Below are 23,097 nucleotides of genomic sequence, written 5' to 3'. Positions count from 1 at the left end.
TAAATAAAAATTAGATACATCCACTAAACTATGCCACTTGATTTAATAACCTTAATGCATCAGAACTCGGCATTCGTTGTATTTTATCGGGAGGAATATACAAAGTAGACAGTGTTGTTAACTCTTGCCTATCAAGTTGCTCTAAATCAAATTCAGATATCTTTGGATGAGTACCAGGATAAAGAGCGGCTTCGTAAATAACCGCTTTTTTTTCTTTTTTATAGAGTTCGATTAATTTTTTTTTAATAAAATTAAGAGCCTCAAAATTGATTTTATTTGTTGGTAAACCCAGATTTCCAACCATACCAATCTGGTAAATTACTACATGAGAAGAAGGATCTACTACTTTATCATATAGAAGATATTCCGTAGCATCAAAGGATTGGATACCTCCAGATGCGGGATCAAACCTAAGATCGGCATATAAACAATCTTGAGTTGAAATACCAGGGCACACCACTGTTTTAATGCTATCATCAAGCATAGACAAAGCGAGCAAGCCAGGAGTAGCAAACACACATGGATGACCATATATAACAACACATAATGATCGTACATCTTCTATCGCGCTATAAATATATTGTGCAATATTATTATAAGCACTTTCTCTTGATTTAGAGTTAAAGTATATTTCATCCAGTGACTCTGATGATTTCGCTAATTTACGAATATAGCGCTCTAGCAAGGGTTCATTAACTAAGTAGATTACCTTATCACAAGTAGAAATATATCCTTTTGCTTCTTCTGTAATATGAGCTATTGTTTTAATTCCAGTACCAACTAACGCTACAACTTTCACTTAAATCCTTATTTGGTCACTGGAAAAACATGGCTCATATCCGGATACGGGATCACATGGCTCATATCCGAAAAATTCTTTTTATCAGTGATTAACTCCCTGATCTTATGTGTATCTGAGTTTTTATATGATTCAACCAAGCTTTTACTTAAAACCCAATCCTCTAAAGCCACTGTATCAAGGAGTGGATTTTTCACCAATGCCTCAACTGCATCTAATAATTCCATAGTCCCTCCAAAATTTGGCAATCAAAATTTTGCACTATTTATTTTATAAAAATTTAAATCATTATCCTATCAAAAATCAATCATTATCAAGAAATCTTTTATTTCAAATAACATGTCCGTGCATAGAATATCATTACGGATTGACTCATATTATTCCACAAATGTATGTTTTTTTGAACACAAATTATTTTGCGCTTGCCTCAATGTCTACGGTTTTTTTACTTCCTAAATTATTTAATGTTATCCTCCTCAATCATATGATAATAATCAATAAGGACTCTATTTGACGAGTTTACAGATAATATCCCATTTTTTTCCATTTTTTTGGCCGAAAAATAATTTTAAAAAAAAGTTTCGGGTCATATTTTCATTATTTTTGGTTTTCACAACACTCGCCTTAAATTTAATTGTACCCATTTTTTTTAAAGATATAGTAACTGCATTATCCGGTACGATAAGGACATCGAGCATGATGATTATCTCGCTGATCTGCTGTTATGGATTACTCTGGATGCTGGCAAGATGCAGTGAAAAAATTCGCGAGATGCTTTCTTTTGTAAACATAAGTACAACAATTGCGGATTATAGTACTCATGTCTTTGCACACCTTCATGCTTTAAATTACAAATTTCATCTGGATAAGGAAACCGGAAAAATAACCAGCGCTATCAGTCGCGCACAGCTTGCAATCGCGATGCTTATCTCGAACATATTGTTTCGGATTGTGCCTGTTTTTTTAGAAATTCTCTTCGCTTTTTTAATCATTTGGCACTTCTATGGCTTAAGCTATGGCCTCTATCTAATTATTATTTTGGGAATCTATCTTGTTTTTAATGGACTCACTCAAAAAAAATCCACAGTCCTGCAAAAAAATTGTAGCATTGCTGAATTAAATGTAAGTTCCGCAATTACCGACAGCCTACTCAACACAGAAACTGTAAAATACTACAACAGTCAAACCGTAGAACATAAAAAAATAGACCAATTTTTACAAGAAAGCGTTCATGCAAATACAGCATTATTTAGTGGAAACGGTACATTTTTGGTGATACAAACACTCATTATTGCGGGGGGTCTTGCCTTTTTGTCCTATAAAGTAGGGTACCAAATTTTAATTGGACAGTTAAAAATTGGTGACTTTGTCCTGATTAATGGCTATTTATTACAGTTATTTGAACCTTTAAGCGAAGCTAGTGTGCGTTGGCGAGATACCAAAAATGATTTATCCAAAATAGAATATTCAGCCTATTTATTAGATCAAACCGATGAAGTTGAACAAGACCATCCTGATGCAAAACCTTTATTCATTACCGGCCCGCATGTTCACTTTAAAAACGTCACTTTCGGTTACCAACCAGAACACCCCATTTTAAAAAATGTAAGCTTCGAAGTTCCACCCGCAAAGATGACAGCTATTGTGGGACCCAGCGGATCGGGTAAATCAACGATTGCACGATTATTGCTGGGATTATTTGAAGTCACTCAGGGACAAATACTCATAGATGACCAGGATATTACTGCTGTGAGCAAGCATTCATTACGCCAACAAATCGGAATTGTTCCACAAGAAGTTCTACTCTTCAACAATACGTTGAGGTTTAATCTCTGCTACGGTGCTCTAAATATCTCCGAGCGTGAAATCAATAACGTAATCCAACTGGCGCACTTGGAAGAGATGGTAAAAAACCTCCCCAAAGGAATTGAAACCAACATCGGTGAAGGGGGTTTTAAATTATCAGGAGGAGAACGCCAGAGGATTGGAATAGCAAGATGTTTATTACGCAACCCGAGTATTTTGTTATTTGATGAAGCAACCGCATCGCTCGACACGCAGACTGAAAAAAATATCCAGGAAAATATTGAGGAAGTTACAAAACATACCACCAGTATAGTCATTGCACATCGTTTGAGTACGATTATTCATGCTGACAACATTCTTGTTTTACAAGACGGAGAAATCGTAGAAGCTGGAACGCATCAAGAATTAATCGAGAAAAAGGGATTATATTACTCCATGTGGAATAGCCAGCAGCAAAAGAGTGCATCATGATGAATGAAAGTTTACCCAGCATTAAAGAAACTATCTACTATCTTTGGCCTTGCGTTTGGACAAAGAACAGCCTAAGAGGAAAAATTCACGTTGTCTTGGCTCTCTTATTTATATTGATTTCCATTGCACTAAATTTGTGTGTCCCCATTTTTTTAAAAGAAGCCATTAATGCACTCTCTGGACATGCCCTATTTTTAAACAGCACCCCTTTAGTCATCATTCTGACTTATGCATCGGTTTGGGGTGCATCCAAAGCTTGTATCACCCTCAGTCAAGTAATAGCTTTTCCTGTAGAATTAGAAGGGGCGAGAAAATTTTGTTTAGAACTTTTTGATCACGTACAAGCGCTTTCCACAAAATTTCATAGAGAACGTAAATCAGGCGAAATTCTTACAATCATAGAACGTTCACACTCGTCTGCTGTTGATCTTATTGGTCGACCTATTGTGATGATATTGCCGGTTCTTATAGAAATAATTTTTGCTATGATTTTTTTGAGCTATTTTTATGATCTTTTTTTTGGATTGGTTCTATTGTTGATGCTGGTTTCTTATATCTTGCTAAGCTATTACACCGCTCAATGGATTGTAAAATGCAGAATGAAGCAAAACAATGAAGATGCATCTGCAAACGCCTATCTGGTGGAAAGCCTGTTGCATGCGGATACCGTGAAATATTTTAATACCCAACAGGATGAAATCAATACAGCTGCTCAAAAATTACAAGAAAAGGCCTGTGCAGATACTCGAGCATTAAATGCCGATGCAAAAATTCATCTTATGCAAAATGTCATTGTCGGTATGTGTGTTATTATTATGCTCTTACTTGCTGGCAGCCGAGTCATTGCAGGGAGCATGAATGTCGGAGATTTTGTACTGGTCCATGGCTATTTATTCATGTTCATGCTGCCATTATCCATGCTAGGCTATCGAATTCGTGTTACCCGAGATGATTTAGCTCGTTTTCAAACCGCGATTCAGTTGCTGAAAATTCCTATCGATATTCAAGACCAACCCAATGCCAGAACACTTAAGTACAAAGAAGGAAAAATCCAATTTGATCACGTCCATTTTACTTATAATGAACATCGAAAAATTCTTGATGACGTTAGCTTTATAGTTGAACCCGGTACCACTACTGCAATCGTTGGATCCTCAGGATCCGGCAAATCCACTCTCGCAAGATTAATCTTTCGGCTTTACGATTTGAATTCGGGGAGTATTCAGATTGATGGGCAAAATATTAGCAATATCCAACATGCATCACTCAGAGCAATACTCGGTATTGTTCCTCAGGAAACTGCTTTATTCAATGATACCTTAAGAAATAACCTGATATATGGAAATCCGCATGTCACTCATGATGAATTGGCGGATGCAATACAAGCAGTACATCTTGACAGGTTCGTGGCAAAACTGCCTGATGGGTTAGAAACCAGAGTTGGTGAGCGCGGATTAAAATTGTCTGGTGGCGAAAAACAGCGAGTGGCCATCGCTAGAATGCTGCTTAAAAAACCTAAAATTTTTATTTTTGATGAAGCAACATCTTCACTGGATATGAAAACAGAGAAAGACATTCAGACCTGTCTCAAACAGATATCGATCAACACAACAACACTTATTATTGCACATAGACTTTCTACAGTAACGCATGCAGATAATATTCTGGTACTCGCTAAAGGTGTGATTATTGAGCAAGGTACCCACAATGAACTACTAAATCAAAATGGTGCCTATGCTCAATTGTGGAAAGCTCAAAGTCAAAATAAAATTGACACAGGGTCTATTAATGGCTTTGTTCCTTAGCTCATTATCCTCCGAAAAATACCTCTATATTTTGAGGAGGATAATGCTTGGTTATGCTGTGACACCAATGGAGGCGGCATTATGAATATAAAACAAAACGACACATCAACCACTCCCCCTATTTTATATGGTACAGCATGGAAAGAAGATGACACAAAACGTTTGGTGCTCCAGGCACTCAACTCAGGATTTCGAGGGATTGATACTGCCAATCAACGTAGGCATTATTTTGAAGAAGCCGTGGGTGATGCAATTGATCAATTTTTAACAACTAGTCAAAAAACACGCAGTGATTTATTTCTACAAACAAAATTTACCTCTGTACATGGCCAAGATCATAGAAAACCTTATGATGAATTTGATTCATTGACCAACCAGGTCAAGCAATCCTTTGCAAGCTCACTAGAACATTTACAGACAGACTACATTGACGCCTATATACTTCATGGCCCTTCACTATCTCATGGAATAATCGATGCAGATTTAGAAATTTGGCAGGCCATGGAAGAGCTGGTGTGTAGTAGAAAGGTAAAGTTTCTCGGCATTTCTAACGTTAATATGGTACAAGTTGAAGAACTATATAGAAAAGTCTCTATAAAGCCGTCGTTTATACAAAATAGATGTTTCGCCATAACACAATGGGATCAAGACGTTAGGACATTTAGTCAAAAAAACAAGATTATCTATCAAGGATTTTCTTTGCTCACTGCGAATCAGCGGTATTTATTAAACCCTCACATGCAATCACTTGCTGTAAAATATGATAAAACCATCCCGCAAATTATATTTCGCTTTGCAAACCAAGTGGGGATATTGCCTTTAACCGGCACTACAAATCAACAACACATGGATAATGATTTAAACATATATGACTTTGAGCTTACACAAGAAGAAATTCAATATATAGAAAATATAGGATTATAAGTGAACCAATATGACCATTAAAATTGAAACACCAAGGATGCTTTTGCGTTTAATTAAGGATGAGGACTTAGATCAAGTTGCTCAGCTTCATGCAGACCGAGAAGTTAGAAAATTCTTTCCTGATGGAACACAAGATCGCGAGCAGACTAAGCGAAGAATAAAACAGATTATGAACCTTTATGGAGATAAAGGATTGCCTGGTTTTGTTATATTCAATAAGGTGACTCATGAATTCATTGGACGATGTGGATTTGGGCCAATTGAAACAGGGGAAATTGAAGTTGGATACCTTATTGTAAGAAAATTTTGGGGTATGGGTTATGCATCTGAAGCACTAGAGGCACTTCTTGAATGGAGTAAAATAAATATCAATTCTGATTATATTATTGCTTTTGCGCCACTCAAACATAGTGCATCACATCGAGTAATGGAGAAGTGTGGTATGGAATATTATAAAGATGAACTTGGTCATGGTGTTGAGTGTAAATTTTATCGTTCCAAAAATAAATAATTTATAAAACAGGTCAATTAGCATGACAAAAATTACAACAGATGAAGCCGCGTTAAAATTAGCTGTACTTATTGATGCTGATAATGCTCGAGCAGTTATTATTGATGGTCTTTTAACTGAGATTGCTGGTTATGGAGATGCTATCGTAAGGAGAATTTATGGCGATTTCACCTTACCATCTAGCGCACAATGGAAAAAGGTATTGCATAAATACGCTATAAAACCAGTACAGCAGTTTGCTTTTACTTCTGGAAAAAATGCAACAGATAGTGCACTTATTATTGATGCTATGGATCTACTTTATACGCATCGTTTTGGTGGTTTTTGTATCGTGTCAAGTGATAGTGATTTTACAAGTCTTGCTAACCGTATTCGTGAAGAAGGGTTGCAAGTTTTTGGATTTGGAGAAAAAAAAACACCAGAGGCATTTCGTAATGCCTGCAATAAATTTATTTTCACTGAAGTACTACGCCCTGTAGCACCACCTGATCAATTAATTAGCCAGTCAAAAAAGAGAAAGCAGCCTGTTAAACAAGCAAAAGCTAATGAACCCTCAGCACAAGAATTTCCAAAAGAATTTATTCTAGAAGCATTAAATAACTCATACGATGATACTGGTTGGGCATACATAGGAACATTTGGTGGCTATTTAACTAAGTTAAAACCAGACTTTGATTCCAGGCTTTATGGTTTCAAAAAGCTGAGTGATTTGGTTAAGGGAAAACCGGAGATTTTTGAAACGGAAGAACGAGTCAATCCTGGATCGAACACAAAAGTTTTATATTTACGTGGTAGACAAGAATAACGTGGAAATAATTAATGAATCTATTAGAAAAAATTGCAGCATTAGAAAATGAAGCTACTGAATTTGGTTTTCAGTGGGAAACGACCGATCAGATTATGACTCAAATCCAAAGTGAGTGTATTGAAGTCGATGAGCATTTAAAAGCAGGAATTAATGATAACTCATCTGCTTTGCAGGAAGAAATAGGTGACCTATTGCATGCCGTGTTTTCACTGTGTGTATTTTGTAAATTAGATCTCAAAGATACACTGCAACAAACCGTGGAAAAATTTGAGCGGCGGCTCCGCGCTGTCAAAATGATTGCTCATGAAATGAAACTCATTAATTTGGAAGGACAAACTTTTGATGAGTTGATGTCTATCTGGAAACAAGCAAAGAGCAGAGTAGGTTAACGCTGGGTGAGCATGACTTGTAAATTGGGTAGCCGAAATGTAGATTCAGCATAAAATCACAAACGCGCAATTGTCCTGCGCTTGATAAAATATTTTCATGCTCGCATAAATTTCCGTACAAAATTAATGAATAAAATCAACCTATAAAAAGAAGACAGGTCGGGTAACAGGATCGAGTTGCCCCGATCCCGTCCCCTAAGAACCTTACTATTACCCATAAGTCTATAAATTATAAGAAAAACTTTTTCTTTAATTTAACTCTCTGTTATAAATAAGGGCAGTATTTTGACTGATAATGAGAGCAAATGATAAAAGGGAATCAAAATAACTCATCTTCTGGATGGGCAGAGAGTGAGTTCGGAATAGTTAATTTTGGTGATAAACGATTAAGTAAAAGACTTCTAAAAATAGCAGATAGCTTTGCCAACTCCCCTGAATGTTCAATAAATCGAGCATGTGACGATTGGCATCAAAGTAAAGCAGCTTATAGATTTTTTCAAAATGATGCTGTATCGGAAAGAAAAATCCTTGATAGTCATATCACTAAAACTATTGAAAGAGCCAAGAACTATCCAACTATTTTAGCCATCCAGGATACGAGTTATATTTCTTATAAAAATCATAAAAAGACTGAAGGATTAGGAATTATAGCAGCTAGAGTTCGCTCTAAAACAACTAATTTTCAAACTCATGGATTGGTAATGCATACCACATTTGCAGTAACTACAGAAGGCCTGCCTATAGGATTACTGGATCAAAAAATTAGTTCTAGACCGCTTTTAGATGAGACAGTAAAGGAGTTGAAAAAAAGAAGTCATAATATCGCTCTTCCTATAGAGGAAAAAGAAAGTATGCGTTGGATCGAGTCTCTCGAACACTCTAATAATTATCCGGATTTAAAAAATGCTAAGGTGGTTACTGTTTGTGATAGAGAGGCAGATATTTATGATTTATTTGAAGTAGCATCGACAAATCAATGTCCTTTTGTAGTGAGGGCACGTCAAGATAGAACAGTAAATAAGACATCAATTTACTCTAAAAAAAGTGGTGAAAAATTATGGGATTTGGTGAGTGGTTCGCCTTGTCGGGGGGAAATTCAAGTCACTATTCCTGCTCGAGATAATAAGCCTAAAAGAACAGCAACATTAGAAGTAAGGTTTGATCATTTTGTGATGAACCCTCCTAAAAATAACGTGAAACGTAAAACCAGAACACTCCCTGATTTAAAACTAAATGCAGTGTATGTCATAGAACAATCTCCTCCTCTGGGCGAAGAGCCTATGAATTGGATGTTGTTGACCAACATAGACATTAATAATTTTGAAGAGGCAGTAGAAAAAATACAATGGTATTGCTTAAGATGGAGGATAGAAATTTTTCACAAAATCTTAAAATCTGGTTTTAAAGTTGAAGAATGCAGGCTCGGTGCAGCCGATAGATTAGTTCGCTTTCTTACAATAATGAGTGTCATTGCATGGCGAATTTTTTTTATCACACTAGTTGCTAGAGAAAGCCCCGATCTTCCTTGTTCGTTCTTATTGGCTAATGAGGAATGGAACGTCTTGTATACCAAAATACATCATACAAAACACTATCCTGAAACACCACCCACAATAAAAGAAGCCGTGAAATGGATAGCTCAGCTAGGCGGCTTTTTAGCCCGTAAAAACGATGGGGAACCTGGTCCTATAACATTGTGGAGAGGATGGAAAAGATTAGTCGACCTTGCGGAAGGTTGGAATCTTGCTCTTTCTTAGTTATGGGTAATAGTAAGCCTAAGAACGCAGCATGCGACTTTCACCGCACTACGCTCAAGCCTTTCTGAAGCTATTCACCCAGCAGGTATTCGCTACCAATAACATTCAATTGTTTGTCCTTTATTCGTTGAACAAAGGAGCAGTCTTTAGCCCATTTTTTTCTATCTTCAAAGTATTTAACATACTCGGGTAGATAGGGGTTGGCGCTCGACCTAATTTTGACGTGTCGTTGTATTTTTATATCCATCATTTTGTTAATACAAACATACTTCTTCGTACCGTCCTTGGCCTTAACCACGTCACTAAAAATCCAGCGCCTTGTAAGGCTACGATTTCGAAAATAACGATCCATTGCTTTATAGCGATTATGACCACTAAACTTCCTCATCGTCCAACGGAATGTTTCTTGATATATGTAATTATCCAGTTCGGAAAATGTTGCTTTTGAGACGACTTTTCGATGATAGTTAGCCCATCCTTTTATGATAGGATTCAGCGCTGAGATAAGCTCCGAGCCTTTCCAACCATATCCTTTCTTGACGGTCTCTTTGATTTTCATTTGTACGGATTTAATGCTGTCTTTTGAGGGCGTAGTTAAGAACTTACCCTTATATTTCCTGACATTAAATCCGAGAAAATCAAAGCCTTCCTCGATATGCACAATTTTGGTTTTTTCCTGTGACAATGAAAGACCTCGTTGTGCAAGAAAGTTTGAAATTATCGGCATCACTTTTTCTTTGAGGATATCAGGACTGTTTGCAGTTACGATGAAATCATCGGCAAAACGAATATAATTTATTTTATTGCCTTGCCCACAGCCGGAGTGAATTTCCCTCTCAAGTCCGTCTAGAACCATATTTGCGAGCAGTGGTGAGGCTGGACCACCTTGCGGAGTACCTCGTGCTGTTTCAAATAATTGATTCTTTTCCATGTAGCCTGCCTGCAACCACTGTGTTAGCACTCGTTGATCTATTATGATATTACTTTTGAGCCATCCATGATCAATTTCATCAAAACAGGCCTTAATGTCGCCTTCTAAAATCCATTGAGCGCAATTTTTCCGTGCCAAGGTTGCATAGCACTGGTATATCGCGTCATGAGTACTTCGCTTTGGTCTAAATCCATAGGAATTTAGATCAGCTGTAGTCTCTCCAACGGGTTCTAATGCTAACAAATAGAGTGCTTGCATTGCCCGATCTTTCAAAGTGGGTATGCTTAGTGGACGCTCTTTTCCATTCTTCTTCGGGATGTAAATCCTTCGAAGCGGAGTTGCCTTATACCCTCTTGCTTTTAGGTTGCGCACCGCCTCGCATTTTTCTTCTGATGTTGTCCAAACAACACCATCAATACCAGGCGTCTTGCTTCCTTTTGCTGTCGTTACTCGTCTCACTGCAAGAAGTTTTGCGCTGATGGAATTAACCAGCAGCCATTGCAATGACTTCACTTTTCCGTGCTGTTTATTACTCACTGCCTTTGCGATACGCACTTGAAGTCTGTATACATTTTTCTCAATACTAGGCCAGTCGAGCTGATCCCACTTTGTATTTAAGATGAATGCGTCAGGCGCACCAGATAATAAATTATCCGTCATTTGCTTTCCTCACTTCTACAAATTCTGCAAATTCTTTCGCAATGAAAGACCAATCGGACGTGGGCTTCTTTTCAGACCGGGTGACATTGAAACCCGTATCCAACTCATTACAAATTGGCCTTCGCTTTTTCCGATATCCCAAGCCTACACTTCCATAGGCAGCCTTTGCAGGCTACTGTCTTCTTACGAAGAGAAATATAGGGTTTCCAAGTTCCGCTGTTCAAGTAATGCCGGGTTAGGTGTCTGCTCTCGGCCGGAAAGTTTCGTAATCGTGTGGGGTTCGTGTGATTTCCCCAGCTACCTTTCGTACCTTTTGGTTCAAGCGATTCAGCCAATTGCGCTTGTTGCGAGTTACGACCTTTATCACAGATTCACTTATGTTCACCATACCAGCTACCTAGTAGCTATCCCGATTTTGGCTATCAGGTAGATTTACTTCCTTTCGGATGTTAACATCTCACTATCAGCCCTTCAGCTGTAGTTTCACTACATTGTCAGGGAGGCTTTATTAACTCCCGTAGGTTCATCTGACGATACAAATGGTTTTCGAAATTCCTTCCGATTAACAACTCAAAACAGCGACTTATCTTGTCGCACCACACCTTTCGCAACTGGTTGCTGTGTGTGTAACTCATTGTATTTATTCAATATAAAATCATATTTGCAAGAATCGGCTACGAAACACTAAATATTTGCTAAATAGCAATCAAAAACCAGTATGCAAATGTGCATCACTTTTAAATATTTTGTCAGATTTATCTGATGCAGATCTGCATACTGACACTCGTAACCAGTTGAAATATATAGCCTAATATGATCTAATTGTAATTAGGGGTGGCGTGCATGGATGCATCAGCCAGACATCCAACACAATCGAAAAAGAGGTTATATTATGGCTAGAATCACCGTGACCTTACCTGACAATCTTCATAAACAAATAATTAAAATAGCCGGTAAGGAGAATGATTCACTCTCTTATACGACAACACGGCTTGTTGAAATTGGACTGATGGTGATGAACAGTAAGTCTGATAATAAAGATGAGCAGAAGACTACAAACATTGAAGAGTATTGCCAAAAACTCATTATTCAAATTAATGGCATCATCAAAGAAATTGCCGTTGATAAATTTAATTTTGATGATGATAAAATCGTTCAAATAACCAAAGATACCTTAAACAAATTTAATAAATTAAAAGGTATTCAACAGGAATCACTATAGCTTTATCTTGCCCTTAGACTTTTAACATACTCCTCATAATCCGTTGGTCCTAGGTTCAAGTCCTAGTGGGCCCACCAATAAAATCAAGTAGTTACGAGTAGTAAAAACTGAAACGGTCTGAGGGGCACTGATGGGGCACTCAGAAATAACAAATAGCAACTCATCCCAATAACATGGGGCATTTAAAATAAATTCCTTTACCTGCTATTTTTATCAATTTCCTCACTTAACAAGTGTATAGCCTCATTAATTTCATAAGTAATTGCCAAAGAATCCTCTTTAATATCAAAATCAATTTTACCACCACCATGGCCAGCATATTTACTTCTTTTAGCTTGCAAGCACCTTAGTGCTTTCATTATCTTATCTGCATTTGGAGAACCCCAGTTTTTCAAAAGTATCTCCAAACACTCAAGGCTCCTCTTATTCTCTTCAGCATTTACTAATCTACGAATGACCTTTTCCTGTAATCCATCAATAACTAAAATAGTCAAATTCAACAAATAATCTAAATACTCTTTTTTGATATCAGTAATAACTGGGTGAATCTGCTTTAATAGCATATCAATATCACCCCCTTTAGGAGCCCATAATACAAATTTTTCCTTATCTAAAGAATAAGGAGGAAAATTGGCTAATTTTTGTTTTATCGCTCTAAGAGAACTTTCTTCTTCATCGAATTCAGCTAAAAAATCCGTGTTATAAGCGACTTTTGAAATCCCCGCTTTTGGCTCTTCATTATACTGCTTCCAATGAAGCTGTTCTTTATGGGGTAATTGCCCTAAACAATAAATATAAGCGTGCACCTGTCCTTCATCATTTATTGAGTAAGACTTCAAACTCCAACTTCCATAGCAATGAATTCCCCGATCTCTGACCTCATATTTCTCATGATTATTTTTATATTTAGACAATACTTCTGGATTAAAAAATGCTGGGCTTGTCTGAAAAGGTTTACCAGTATCTTTATAGTAATTATCAAGCATTTCTGGAGCACAAGACCATTCGACTATTTTACTATTTTTAAAATCAGTAATAATAAAATTCTCGTATTTCTTAGGATCGCCTTTTTCAATCTGCTCAATTGAATAGACTGTTTGGATTACCTCTGCACCTTTAAACCGTGGTATATCTTCATATTCATAAATTCTTCGTTTGATTCTTGAAGTTTGTAAACTACTAATACTCCATTGCAGAGGACTCTCTAATTCTTTTAACTCAAAAAAACGTACTAAAAAATGATTTGCATAACCCAAGTAATAATCTAATGCTTTTCTTTCAAAAAGTATTAAATTAAAATTCTGCTCAACTATTATTAATGCCCTTGGTTCTACATCACCATCCTCGTTTATTAAATTGAAAGTACCCTTTTCATTATCCAAATACAAACCATTAGCATGAACAAAATGTTGTAATAATTCATATTGGGTAATTAATTTCCCATCTTTATAGTTTGCACGACTGAAGAAAAGTGGCCACATTAAGCTATTATCTAAACCAAACTCGTGTGAAACTTCCATTGAACTACTATAACCATCATCTTCGCTATGCTTGAAGCAAGAAATCGAAGACTCTTTTAAAGGAAAATCTAAGGACAAAATCTCATCTGAATCATATAAATCAAAATTTTCTTGCTCAACGGTAAATGAGTTTAGGAAAATATGATCTGTATATAAATAAACCATTACCCAATCTGCTGAAGTAATATTCAATAATTGATCAGCATCATTTTTGGAGATGGCCGCTCTTATTTGCTTCATAATTGGCTGATATTGCATGGAAACTCTCTTATTCAATATTCTCATCTCTATTTAAAAACTGTATTAACCCATTTAACAAAATCGGTCATATCCATTAAGTCTATTTGCCGTTTTGAAGCATTTGACTGGCTTAAATTAAATTTATCACACTCCTCACGTAGCCAATTTACTGCTCCAGTCTTTGAACCACCCCCGTCAAGTAAAATAATAATATGGGGCTCAAACATTTTTTCAGAACAATTCAAAAACAAATAAGGTAGTTTTTCATCAGCACTCCCAGAAACTTGTTGCCATTTACATTCAATTCTTGTATTTAAGTTATATGCCTTAGATATTAAGACAAACTCGGTGGTACTGGCATGTTTATAAATTCCTTCATATGGCACATTTTTTAATAATAGCTCTTCGCCAAAATTCGAAGGGTTTAATTTCCAATCCTTATAACGAGTTACAGTAAAGCCCTTTTTTGTTAGAGCGAACTCTACTAATCCCTCAAGAACCTTTCCGCTACTATTTGCATATGAACCACCCTGCTTCATGGCAACACCCCTAATTAAATAGGGCAAGCATTTCACGTGCTCGTCCCCTTGTGCTCCCGTTACAACTGATATTCCGTTGCACCTCAAAACTGATAATGCTTGATCCTTGATATAAATTCTGAGTAAAAGCCGTATCATGATTAGATAAAATTACAGGAATCCCCTTCGCAGCCAGTTCTTTAGCTAACTCAACTAATCGTCTCTGGTCTTCTTGTCCAAAAGCTGTGGAATGATATTTTGTAAAATTGGCTGATGCAGATAATGGAACATATGGGGGGTCGCAATAAACTACATCTCCTTTAATAGCTTCTCCCATAATTACGCTATAATCAGCACATTTAAATTCTGCTTTTTCCGCTTTTTGAATAAAAACCAACATTTCATTTTCTGGAAAATAAGGTTTTTTATAATCCCCAAAAGCCGTGTTAAACATGCCAGAACTGTTGTACCTCATGAGGCCATTAAAAGCATGACGATTGAGATAAATAAATAGTGCAGCCTTCAAGTGGCTATCTGTAGTTGAATTAAATTCTGTACGCAATGATAGGAAGGTTGATTTTTTATTAAATTCAGCAGTAAAAAATTGCTTACAAAAATGGATAAAATCATGCTTTTCAAACTTCAAATGTTCAAACAAGTTAATTAGATCAGCATTAATATCAGCGAGTATAAACTTGTTATAGTTCGTATTTAAAAAAACTGCTCCTGAACCTACAAACGGTTCAATCAAACGAGCCCCTTTAGGTAGGCTCGCACGAATTTTATTTATTATCTGGAACTTACCGCCGGCCCATTTTAAAAATGGTCTAATGCGGATTATTGATTCCTTTTCACTATTTTTTATCATTATTTATCCTTTTTATCTAATTTTAGCCTAGTTTAGAAAATTAGGACTCATTTATGCTCTATAATTAAACAGTGGCGCTCCGCCTTATGTTATTTCACTTTGAGAAAATTGCTATTGGAACAGGGCAATAAAGCTCAAAACCTAGGATTTACTAGGGAAGTAACTGAAGGAGTACTTGATGCTACATAGCAAAAAAACCGTTTTTGTAAGGCAACATTGGAGAAAGCTATACAGCGATCCCATTTATGTTCGGTCTTACTGGCGGTCACCTCCTAGTAGGTAAACTCTACTAAAGGCATTTGCGCCACCCATTTCGATTCGCTAAAAGTAAAATAATGAGGCAAAAAATCAAACAAATAAGTTTGTTTTTGCTTACAGACAAAAATGCAGTACCCCATAATTGCCCCTGAATATATAATACAAACTCAAATATTGAGTTTTATCATATATATATGAACTCAATTCTTCTGATTAATATTCAAAAGGTTCGCGGTTCGATTCCGCGCAGCGGCACCAGGTATACCAATGGTTATAGGTTGTTTTCAAAATCACCATCCGGATTATGGGACACATATGGGACAGTTGTAGATAACTATTTACCTTTAGTAACTAGCTTAATAGCTTTCCATTGTATTGCTTCATTTGTATTGAAAATAAATAGTTCTCTTTCTCTGCTTGGGTCATTTGTATACGATAATTGTTTTATTCTTTTTTCAAAATCTTTATCTAATTCTTTATAGTACCCAACATAAACCCTTTCAATCACAGATTCTTGAATGCTTTCAATGATGTGTTTGTCCGTTTCATCGTTTATTGAAAAGCCGATTAAAAATAGATCACCCTTTAAAGTAGATAAAGCATTTAGACAACATCGAAGGTATGAGTGTCTATAAATTTTTTTAGCCTTATCTTTATAATTACCCTCTAAAACAATTAATGGTTGCTGGTCATCCTTCAACCATTTATCTATCTGTTCTAAAATGCGCCCGTCTTTGCTATCGTTATTAATCTTAATAAAATTTTCTATAGCATTAATAATGAATAAGCTTCCATGTAAGTAAAAAACATCTTGCGGACCCCTTGAAAGATTATTATTCCATTTTGGAAAATCATTGGTATTCATATCACGCGTAAATCCATCGTCATGTGGTAATGATGAAAAGTCAAAATCATGTAAATTGAACAGGTCTAAATGTTGATTAGTCCTATTCATAATTATCCAATACAGTAAAAGATCATAGTTTGTAGTAAATATTTTGTTAAAGTTTGATAATATTTTTAAACATGCTATGAAAGTACCAGGAGAAATGTCGCTTTGGAATTTGGGATGAACAGAGTTTATTGTATTGTAGAAAGCGGCAATTAGATTATCCTTATCCTTATTGAGAGTTCTGTTGAGTAATTCCGCTTTAGGATAATGTTTTATGGTTTCTATAGTTATATTTAAATGGTCCAACACTTTCTCAAAATCGCAGGTATTGATGTCATCAAATAGATTTTTGATGCTCTTACTTATGGATATCTCCCCTTCATCTGCTAACTTTTGTGCTTGTTTGTATAGATATTTATAATCAAAATTTTCACATAAACTAATACTGAAGCCATTACCCAACAATATGGATCTATTTTTGTTGGTTGAATTCTCTAATGCTTCTTCAAACGAAATTGGATTTAGTTTGGCCATCCTTTGCCCTCTATAAATAAGACCCGATGTGTTTAATTATAGTTCAAACGGGTATTTTTTGAGTCTGAGGCACTGAATTACCGAAGTGGTTATGTCCCTTGATTGTCCCAATATCCTTTGGGGGTTCTCTAAGATTATGTGTTTAAAACAGAAAAATAATATGAACACCTGATTTAGTATCAATGGCAGATATTTTCAGTGTGAGCATACGCTATGCTATGGTTGGTGTATCTAACGATCCATTTCTATTTCACTCCTTGTTTTTGTGGGCAGTGTTTTTTCAGGAGTGAAGGAGCCAGATTTTTCTAATGCTTGTTGACTTTTGTTGTAAGCTGCGACTAATTGATTTAAGTCTCTTTTATTGTCAATGGTTGCAGCATTGTCTCTAATGGAAATGATTTGGCTGCCGCTTAACTTCATGGACTTTATTTGTACAAAATCGGCAATTGTTTTTGGTAGTTCAATTGGCTTATCAACGATTGAGGAAATGGCTCCTATATCCTTTCTCATTAGTTGCTTTTGGATTTCTGCAATCCCTTTGCTTAAATGAATATCGTTCCAGTCTGTTTTTGCTTTTCCCTGCAACCCATCGGGAAATACTGCTCTGGCACTTAAGTTATCTTGTTTAAAGGCATTAATTGTTTTTTCGATGGCTTGTTGTGATTTAGCGAACTCTCCATCATTATCTCCTGCAATAACAACTTCTTTTGAATGGAATTTTTTGATGATTGGGCTTAAGTTCTTCATGTTTGAAACGCCAAAGGAGCATAAAACTGTGGCTTTGCTGTCCGCGAGAGCGATGGAAGCACCTGTTTCAAAACCTTCGGCGATATAAAGGCGGGATCCTTGCATTCCTTTTTGAATAACGCCACAACTGCCGTCTATGATTCCTTTGGATAGCTTTGGGTTGTCCATGAATTTATTTTTACTGGCTGTTTGCTTGTCCAGATAAATTCGTTGAACGCCTGTTAGTTCATTTTTTTCATTTCTTGCAGCAATGATTAATGCTGGGATTTTATTAACTTTATCTTCCAATAATCCTTGTTCATTGCAGTTTTTCCATTGAGATCCAGTGGGCCAGAAACGTATATCCATTTTATCAATGGATTCTATGCCCCGATGTTGTTTTAAATATTTTTCGGCCAATGTTCCCTTTGCAAGAATAGAACCATCCCAGATACTTTTTGCAGAAATTACTTTGTTCTTCTTTTCAAGGTCATTTAATTTTTGTAATTCATTTTTACTGGAAATGGGGGCTTTTATGAATATGGAAAGGTTTTCTAATTGATTTATGCCTACCATGGACGCAGCTTGAGAGAGTGCTTCTTTAAAGGACAGCTTATCTCTAGCAATAATCGCTTGAATCGGCGCGCCTCCTATTCCGTCACTGAAATCATGCCATAAGCCTTTGTCCTTGCCTTTCAAGCTTACAATTAAGCCACCAGAATAACGTAACTCTCTGGAGTTTTGTGTTTTTGGCTCACCCCAGATTGTTTTATAGGTAGTTTCTGGGTCGGCCATCAGAGCTTCATTAATAATTCTGGCATCCAAAAATTGTGCAGATTGTTGGATTTTTTGTAAGACCGGATTGGTTGATTGCAATGATTTTTGGGTGATCGTTTCTGGCTTAAAATCGTAGTTATTTTCTAATTCCTTATTAATTGTATTTACAGATGACACATTCAATGGATATTCTTGCAAAGCTAATTGATAACCGCTGCCCTTTTCAATTTGCTTCATATGACTGGAAAGAGATAACCAGTTCTTTTTCCAGGCTGATATTTCTTTTGCAGAATTAGAGTTTGTGACGCTAGGGAACTGCATTGATAGTGTGTGTACGACTTCATTTAGCTCCTTAATTTCACGCAATTTTATTTGGTGGTTGCTAGCCTGGGCTAACAGCTTTTCTTTGTTGCCTTTTTCATAGGATAAAATTGAATCAAGGTACTTTGAGCCTTTTAATTGATGAGCCAATGCATCACGTTTTGATGACTGACTGATTGCTGCTGATATCAGCTTGTTATTTTGTACATTGCCATCAGCTTTATTAAGGTGCGCCTGCTGCCAAAGCCTGTAAGTTTGCATACTGGCTTTTTTGTAAGTCAGGAAACATTGATAGTCTTTTTTCTCAGGTGAAGAAATATTAGATAATCGTTCCTTTCTGTCGGTAACTCGTAGATATTTACTAAGGGTTTTAGATTCAATATTTGCTTCTTTAATAAAGGGATAATGGCCAGTGATATCATTTTTAATCTCATTAATTACTGCAAGACGTGTTTTGAAATTAGACTTACTTGCCGTAAATTGCTTGATGTTTTCCCGATACTGCTGTTTTTCTGTTTGTACTGCTAACTTTGCCAAATCCAGCTTGAAATAAGAGGCTATTTCAGGCATGGCTTTGTTTTGCATCAATTCGTGAGCTAACTCATTGCGGCGGGTGAGTAACTCAATAGATTTTGGATTACTACTCTTCCCTTCACTGTTTCCCGCTTCTTTTAAACTTGCTGACCAATTTTCTCTAAGCTCAAGCTGTAATGCTTTATAGGCTTTGATGTTATCGAACGCCAATCTTCCCTCAGCACTTAATCCATTTCGAAACAATTTATCGCTATGCAAACGCGCATCTTTATGTATGGATTGCCATAATGATTCAGGCTTTTGATTCAATTCTTTTGCATGGGTTAAAACAAAAGAATGTGATAACTTGGATTCTCTTTTAATTTGGACTGCAAGCCTTTCTTTCTCTTCGCCTTGTGCGTTTAAATAAAGCGAAATATTGGTACGTATTAAGTCCCTTGTTGCCTGCTTGCCAAGTGATTCCAGGCGCATCTGTGCTTTTTTAAATTCCTTGCCATATTCATGCTGTGGCAATCCAATTCGGTTTAGTTCTCCGATGGAAAAATGCTGCAAATAAGGTTTATAACGCTCCAGATCCCTACTAATTACAAAAGCTACTGCATTGCGTTTAGCGGACTGTTGTTGCAGAGCTTGTTTATTCTGATTTGAAATTCCATTATCCAACGATTGGGCATTGATATGCTGACTTCGTTTAAGGATTTGTTGGTTTAAAAACACGTACTGCCTGACAGTAGAAAAATCCTGCCTTTCTGATTTGGGTAGTGAATGTAATAACTTCGAGGTTTGGAAACGCAGGGCTTCACGCCGATAGGTACTAACACCAAAACCCAAGCGTTCTTTGGCAAGGCGATACAATTTGGGATCATTCACAATGGCAAATGCTAATTTTGCCGCTTTTCGATCTTCCCCTTGTTGTTTGCATTGAACATAGGTTTCTACTGTCTGTTCCAAGCCCTTCCAGTCCTGTTCTTTCGATAATTTTTTTTCAATGGCATTTTGTAAGACTATGCTGTTTTTGTGCTCTTTAAAACGTGCTTCATGAGCTTTCAGAGTATCTGAATCAACCATATCCATTGAGGAGTACTTGTCACTGTTATTGGTGGTAATGGCTTTAACCAGATGATCTTTATCGTCCGTGACTACTATCATTTCCCAAATACCACGGGTTGTTTCCACGTAATAGTTTTGGATGGTTGATGCAAATCGGTTTTGGCTTTCAATAAGGCCAAGACCTCTTTTTTTATCTTTTCCCTGGGTAGCATAGGTCGTGAGTACATAGCCATGATCAAGATGTCGTAGTTCTTTTGCTCCGTGAGGTAAGTGTAGGGTTTGATTGTCTTCCGTTATGATTGTTATTCCCTCATTGTTGATTTGTCTGATGGTTGCCAATTCAGAGTTGCGAATACCATTGTGTTCAGAATTACGTTTCCATTGAATTTGATCACCGGCCATTAGACTCAATTGTTCTCGCCGATATACTTCAACAGGCCGTTCCAAATCTTTGTTTTCAGTTCTAAATTCAGGTAGTGAGGACAATTTAAATTTTATGGCTTGACCATTTTCATGCTTAAGAATCAGTGTATTATTATGCTTGTTTTTGTTAGTGACCTGCCCAACAGTTAAATAATCTCCTGCTTTGATGTTATACCGCTGAATAGTATGATTAAAACGAATGATATCGTTTTGACTATAATAAGCTGCATTTCTGAGCTTAATTCCAGTTAAATTGCGTTCTTTTAATATGGGTTGCAGATGCTCTTGTCCGGTTAGTGTCCCTTCTTGAATTAAAGCGTTTCGTAAAATCTGAGTTATATCCTGGCGATTTCTGTGCGTTGGGGCAAAGCATAGTGTGTTTTGGCGTTCTTCTGGTGTTAATGACAACCATTTACTTGAAATATAATCAACCCGTTTTAAATAAGTATCAAGCGTTTCCACATGAGTTAACTTATCAACGGCATCATAGATTTCACCTCTACCAGCATGAATTGCTGATTCCCTTAATTCTGAGTCTTTCTGGCGAAGATTATCCGTCATGGCAACGGTTTTAATCCCATAATCTTGAATGACAGAGAATAATTTCCCGCTGGATGGGGAAGGAAGCTGGGCTTTATCGCCAATGATCTTTAACTGGGTATTAAACTGTTCTGCCAGTTTGATGATTTTATGTCCTTGTGGATTAGATAACATAGAGGCTTCGTCCACCACAAATATGGTTTTACTTAAGTCCTGTTTCTGATTTTGCAATCTCCCTAACTCTCTTGCAAAGGTAGAAGCATTTAACCCTCCTTTATGGCGCAGTTCATTGGCGGCTGCCGAGCCTGCGGTAATACCACGAATTTCATAGCCCTGAAGAGATGCTAATTCACGAGTCAAACGTAGCATCGTGGTTTTACCAGTTCCTGCATACCCTTGAATGGCAATAAATCGGTCTGTTGAGGTTAGGAAGGTTGTCATAGCTTTTTTCTGTGAAGGGGATAAAGCAAATGCCATCTCCTGTTCTTTTGCTTTTATAAACTCACTGACTTTTTGTTTCGAACAAATAGCAGAAACAGCACCTTTACCATTTTCAATACGCTGGATGGCCTCGCTCTCAAGTGTTAGTTGCCAGGGCGTTGTCAATAAAGGCTTTTGTGTGAAGGGGTGTCTTGCCGTATACAGGTTTTGATTTGCAATGTTTTCATCAATGGCTTTATTAATTAAGGTTTCATCGATTATCTTATTGCTGGCGATTACATATTTTAGCGCTTCTTTTTTAAGTTCCCTTTCCTCAAACACCGCATGCTGTTGACTGATTGATTCAATGGCCACATACACAGACTCTCTGGCATGAGTCATTTCGATGTTATCCTTACCATAAAAGCGCTCAACAATGTTTTCCTTTAAAGTTTGAAAGAGATTTTTCTGAGGCTTATACGATGAAGCCACTAGTTGATGTGGATCAAAGCCCATTTCCTGGCATTCTTTGATGATGTCTTCTTTCCATTTCTCATAATCAATGATTTCTTTATCCAATTTTGTTTTTTGAGCCGCAATCGAGGATGCTTTAGCACCACTCCAGCCTTTTTCGTCAAGTAATGCTTCGATGGATTCCCTTCTTTTTGAAAAATGAGTTAATACCTGCTCAGGTGCACCCTGGATTTCCCACAAACCATCACCATCAGATGCCAGCTGATAGCCAAGTTCTTTGGTTAAATTCGCTAATTTGTTACGAAATTTAAGCCCGCCATAGATATGGTGCTTCATGATTTGTTCAACCACGCCTTTTTGACCATCCATGTCACTGGCAAGCGAGCGCCACTTCCCATCTGGGCAGTGGGTCATATTTTGAACTACAAGGTGCGTATGTGAATTAGGATCATTGGCACGAGAGCTTGGTTGACGAAATGCTGCAATGACTAAATTTCTGGTATCAATATATTCAATTTTGCCGTCAACAAGTTGCCTGGCTTGTGCAAACTCCTTTTCCATTTCTTCAACGAACCATTCTACGGCCTTATCAAACACCTCTCCAAGCCTTGGATCAGCACCACTTTCAAGTAAAATTGAAAAAGACTTTGGGGCAGTAAGGGTCATATCAAAACCGGGGCGATGATGAATACCATCCTTATCGATTCGACCGAGTTGAGTACCATCAGGTAATATGCCTTTCAGAAGGGCAATCATCTGTTCTTTTTCTACTGCTTGCCCGTGGATCCCAAGAATTTTCGCTCCATCTCCTAACCAACGAACACTTTTAGAATCGTTTTCATAATAATTGACGACATCTAGATAGTAGGCTGCGGCTCCATCGGCACTGTCTAATGGCTGAAGACTTAACATGCTTACC

The 23,097-nt window shown here is 37.0% G+C and carries 17 protein-coding genes; 8 read left to right on the top strand and 9 right to left on the bottom strand.

Annotated elements, in window-relative coordinates; genetic code table 11:
• Positions 1 to 28: 28 nt before the first annotated feature.
• The gene (locus tag OQI99_RS02195; protein ID WP_010947775.1) at positions 29 to 799 is read right to left on the bottom strand and encodes an SAM-dependent methyltransferase; all 771 of its coding nucleotides are present in this window, start codon (positions 797 to 799) and stop codon (positions 29 to 31) included.
• An 8-nt stretch (positions 800 to 807) separates the two neighbouring features.
• Positions 808 to 1,026 (bottom strand): hypothetical protein, encoded by a 219-nt coding sequence (locus OQI99_RS02190; protein ID WP_015444251.1) that lies wholly within the window; start codon positions 1,024 to 1,026, stop codon positions 808 to 810.
• Between the two features lie 283 nt (positions 1,027 to 1,309).
• Here OQI99_RS02190 and OQI99_RS02185 point away from each other — a divergent pair, with 283 nt between their 5' ends.
• The 7 genes from OQI99_RS02185 to OQI99_RS02155 all read left to right on the top strand — a co-directional run bounded on the left by OQI99_RS02185 (position 1,310) and on the right by OQI99_RS02155 (position 9,270).
• Positions 1,310 to 3,076: an ABCB family ABC transporter ATP-binding protein/permease gene (locus tag OQI99_RS02185; RefSeq protein ID WP_010947776.1), complete on the top strand. Its 1,767-nt coding sequence runs from the start codon at positions 1,310 to 1,312 to the stop codon at positions 3,074 to 3,076.
• Entirely contained in the window at positions 3,073 to 4,881 is a 1,809-nt protein-coding gene (locus tag OQI99_RS02180) for an ABCB family ABC transporter ATP-binding protein/permease (RefSeq protein WP_010947777.1), read from the top strand. Before OQI99_RS02185 ends, OQI99_RS02180 begins: the two co-directional genes overlap by 4 nt.
• A gap of 81 nt (positions 4,882 to 4,962) precedes the next feature.
• On the top strand, positions 4,963 to 5,805 hold the full coding sequence (locus tag OQI99_RS02175) for an aldo/keto reductase family protein (RefSeq protein ID WP_010947778.1): 843 nt from the start codon (positions 4,963 to 4,965) through the stop codon (positions 5,803 to 5,805).
• 10 nt (positions 5,806 to 5,815) lie between these two features.
• Positions 5,816 to 6,316 (top strand): GNAT family N-acetyltransferase, encoded by a 501-nt coding sequence (locus OQI99_RS02170; RefSeq protein WP_010947779.1) that lies wholly within the window; start codon positions 5,816 to 5,818, stop codon positions 6,314 to 6,316.
• A gap of 22 nt (positions 6,317 to 6,338) precedes the next feature.
• The gene (locus OQI99_RS02165; protein WP_010947780.1) at positions 6,339 to 7,121 is read left to right on the top strand and encodes an NYN domain-containing protein; all 783 of its coding nucleotides are present in this window, start codon (positions 6,339 to 6,341) and stop codon (positions 7,119 to 7,121) included.
• A gap of 14 nt (positions 7,122 to 7,135) precedes the next feature.
• Entirely contained in the window at positions 7,136 to 7,513 is a 378-nt protein-coding gene (locus tag OQI99_RS02160; protein WP_010947781.1) for a MazG nucleotide pyrophosphohydrolase domain-containing protein, read from the top strand.
• 305 nt (positions 7,514 to 7,818) lie between these two features.
• Positions 7,819 to 9,270, top strand: a complete 1,452-nt coding sequence (locus tag OQI99_RS02155; protein WP_010947782.1) for an IS4-like element ISLpn5 family transposase — start codon at positions 7,819 to 7,821, stop codon at positions 9,268 to 9,270.
• Between the two features lie 70 nt (positions 9,271 to 9,340).
• Here the strand turns inward: OQI99_RS02155 and ltrA are convergent, their stop codons facing one another.
• Positions 9,341 to 10,861 carry a group II intron reverse transcriptase/maturase gene (gene ltrA, locus OQI99_RS02150; protein WP_010947783.1) on the bottom strand — a complete coding sequence of 507 codons (1,521 nt, stop codon included), beginning with the start codon at positions 10,859 to 10,861 and terminating at the stop codon, positions 9,341 to 9,343.
• A gap of 892 nt (positions 10,862 to 11,753) precedes the next feature.
• Between ltrA and OQI99_RS02145 the strand changes: the two genes are divergently transcribed.
• The gene (locus OQI99_RS02145; protein WP_223499473.1) at positions 11,754 to 12,083 is read left to right on the top strand and encodes a hypothetical protein; all 330 of its coding nucleotides are present in this window, start codon (positions 11,754 to 11,756) and stop codon (positions 12,081 to 12,083) included.
• A 197-nt stretch (positions 12,084 to 12,280) separates the two neighbouring features.
• Here the strand turns inward: OQI99_RS02145 and OQI99_RS02140 are convergent, their stop codons facing one another.
• The 6 genes from OQI99_RS02140 to traI all read right to left on the bottom strand — a co-directional run bounded on the left by OQI99_RS02140 (position 12,281) and on the right by traI (position 23,090).
• Positions 12,281 to 13,861, bottom strand: coding sequence for a hypothetical protein (locus tag OQI99_RS02140; protein ID WP_015444249.1), 1,581 nt, complete (start codon positions 13,859 to 13,861; stop codon positions 12,281 to 12,283).
• Positions 13,862 to 13,890: 29 nt separating this feature from the next.
• Positions 13,891 to 14,382, bottom strand: a complete 492-nt coding sequence (locus OQI99_RS02135) for a PD-(D/E)XK nuclease superfamily protein (RefSeq protein ID WP_015444248.1) — start codon at positions 14,380 to 14,382, stop codon at positions 13,891 to 13,893.
• 10 nt (positions 14,383 to 14,392) lie between these two features.
• Entirely contained in the window at positions 14,393 to 15,229 is an 837-nt protein-coding gene (locus tag OQI99_RS02130) for a Dam family site-specific DNA-(adenine-N6)-methyltransferase (protein ID WP_010947788.1), read from the bottom strand.
• A 272-nt stretch (positions 15,230 to 15,501) separates the two neighbouring features.
• Positions 15,502 to 15,627, bottom strand: coding sequence for a hypothetical protein (locus OQI99_RS02125; protein ID WP_015444247.1), 126 nt, complete (start codon positions 15,625 to 15,627; stop codon positions 15,502 to 15,504).
• A gap of 194 nt (positions 15,628 to 15,821) precedes the next feature.
• Positions 15,822 to 16,913 (bottom strand): DUF4917 family protein, encoded by a 1,092-nt coding sequence (locus tag OQI99_RS02120; RefSeq protein ID WP_010947789.1) that lies wholly within the window; start codon positions 16,911 to 16,913, stop codon positions 15,822 to 15,824.
• Between the two features lie 231 nt (positions 16,914 to 17,144).
• Positions 17,145 to 23,090: a conjugative transfer relaxase/helicase TraI gene (gene traI / locus OQI99_RS02115; protein WP_010947790.1), complete on the bottom strand. Its 5,946-nt coding sequence runs from the start codon at positions 23,088 to 23,090 to the stop codon at positions 17,145 to 17,147.
• Positions 23,091 to 23,097: the final 7 nt, after the last annotated feature.

The sequence above is a fragment of the Legionella sp. PATHC039 genome (assembly GCF_026191275.1).
GTDB lineage: Bacteria > Pseudomonadota > Gammaproteobacteria > Legionellales > Legionellaceae > Legionella > Legionella pneumophila.
This window is presented reverse-complemented; position numbering and strand designations above follow the sequence as displayed.

What these genes read in the sequence shown, in the direction of transcription:
- OQI99_RS02190 (WP_015444251.1), bottom strand. Translation starts at nt 1,026, where the DNA reads ATGGAATTATTAGATGCAGTTGAGGCATTGGTGAAAAATCCACTCCTT.
- OQI99_RS02180 (WP_010947777.1), top strand. Translation starts at nt 3,073, where the DNA reads ATGATGAATGAAAGTTTACCCAGCATTAAAGAAACTATCTACTATCTT.
- OQI99_RS02175 (WP_010947778.1), top strand. Translation starts at nt 4,963, where the DNA reads ATGAATATAAAACAAAACGACACATCAACCACTCCCCCTATTTTATAT.
- OQI99_RS02170 (WP_010947779.1), top strand. Translation starts at nt 5,816, where the DNA reads ATGACCATTAAAATTGAAACACCAAGGATGCTTTTGCGTTTAATTAAG.
- OQI99_RS02165 (WP_010947780.1), top strand. Translation starts at nt 6,339, where the DNA reads ATGACAAAAATTACAACAGATGAAGCCGCGTTAAAATTAGCTGTACTT.
- OQI99_RS02160 (WP_010947781.1), top strand. Translation starts at nt 7,136, where the DNA reads ATGAATCTATTAGAAAAAATTGCAGCATTAGAAAATGAAGCTACTGAA.
- OQI99_RS02155 (WP_010947782.1), top strand. Translation starts at nt 7,819, where the DNA reads ATGATAAAAGGGAATCAAAATAACTCATCTTCTGGATGGGCAGAGAGT.
- ltrA (WP_010947783.1), bottom strand. Translation starts at nt 10,861, where the DNA reads ATGACGGATAATTTATTATCTGGTGCGCCTGACGCATTCATCTTAAAT.
- OQI99_RS02145 (WP_223499473.1), top strand. Translation starts at nt 11,754, where the DNA reads ATGGCTAGAATCACCGTGACCTTACCTGACAATCTTCATAAACAAATA.
- OQI99_RS02140 (WP_015444249.1), bottom strand. Translation starts at nt 13,861, where the DNA reads ATGCAATATCAGCCAATTATGAAGCAAATAAGAGCGGCCATCTCCAAA.
- OQI99_RS02135 (WP_015444248.1), bottom strand. Translation starts at nt 14,382, where the DNA reads ATGAAGCAGGGTGGTTCATATGCAAATAGTAGCGGAAAGGTTCTTGAG.
- OQI99_RS02130 (WP_010947788.1), bottom strand. Translation starts at nt 15,229, where the DNA reads ATGATAAAAAATAGTGAAAAGGAATCAATAATCCGCATTAGACCATTT.
- OQI99_RS02125 (WP_015444247.1), bottom strand. Translation starts at nt 15,627, where the DNA reads ATGGGGTACTGCATTTTTGTCTGTAAGCAAAAACAAACTTATTTGTTT.
- OQI99_RS02120 (WP_010947789.1), bottom strand. Translation starts at nt 16,913, where the DNA reads ATGGCCAAACTAAATCCAATTTCGTTTGAAGAAGCATTAGAGAATTCA.
- traI (WP_010947790.1), bottom strand. Translation starts at nt 23,090, where the DNA reads ATGTTAAGTCTTCAGCCATTAGACAGTGCCGATGGAGCCGCAGCCTAC.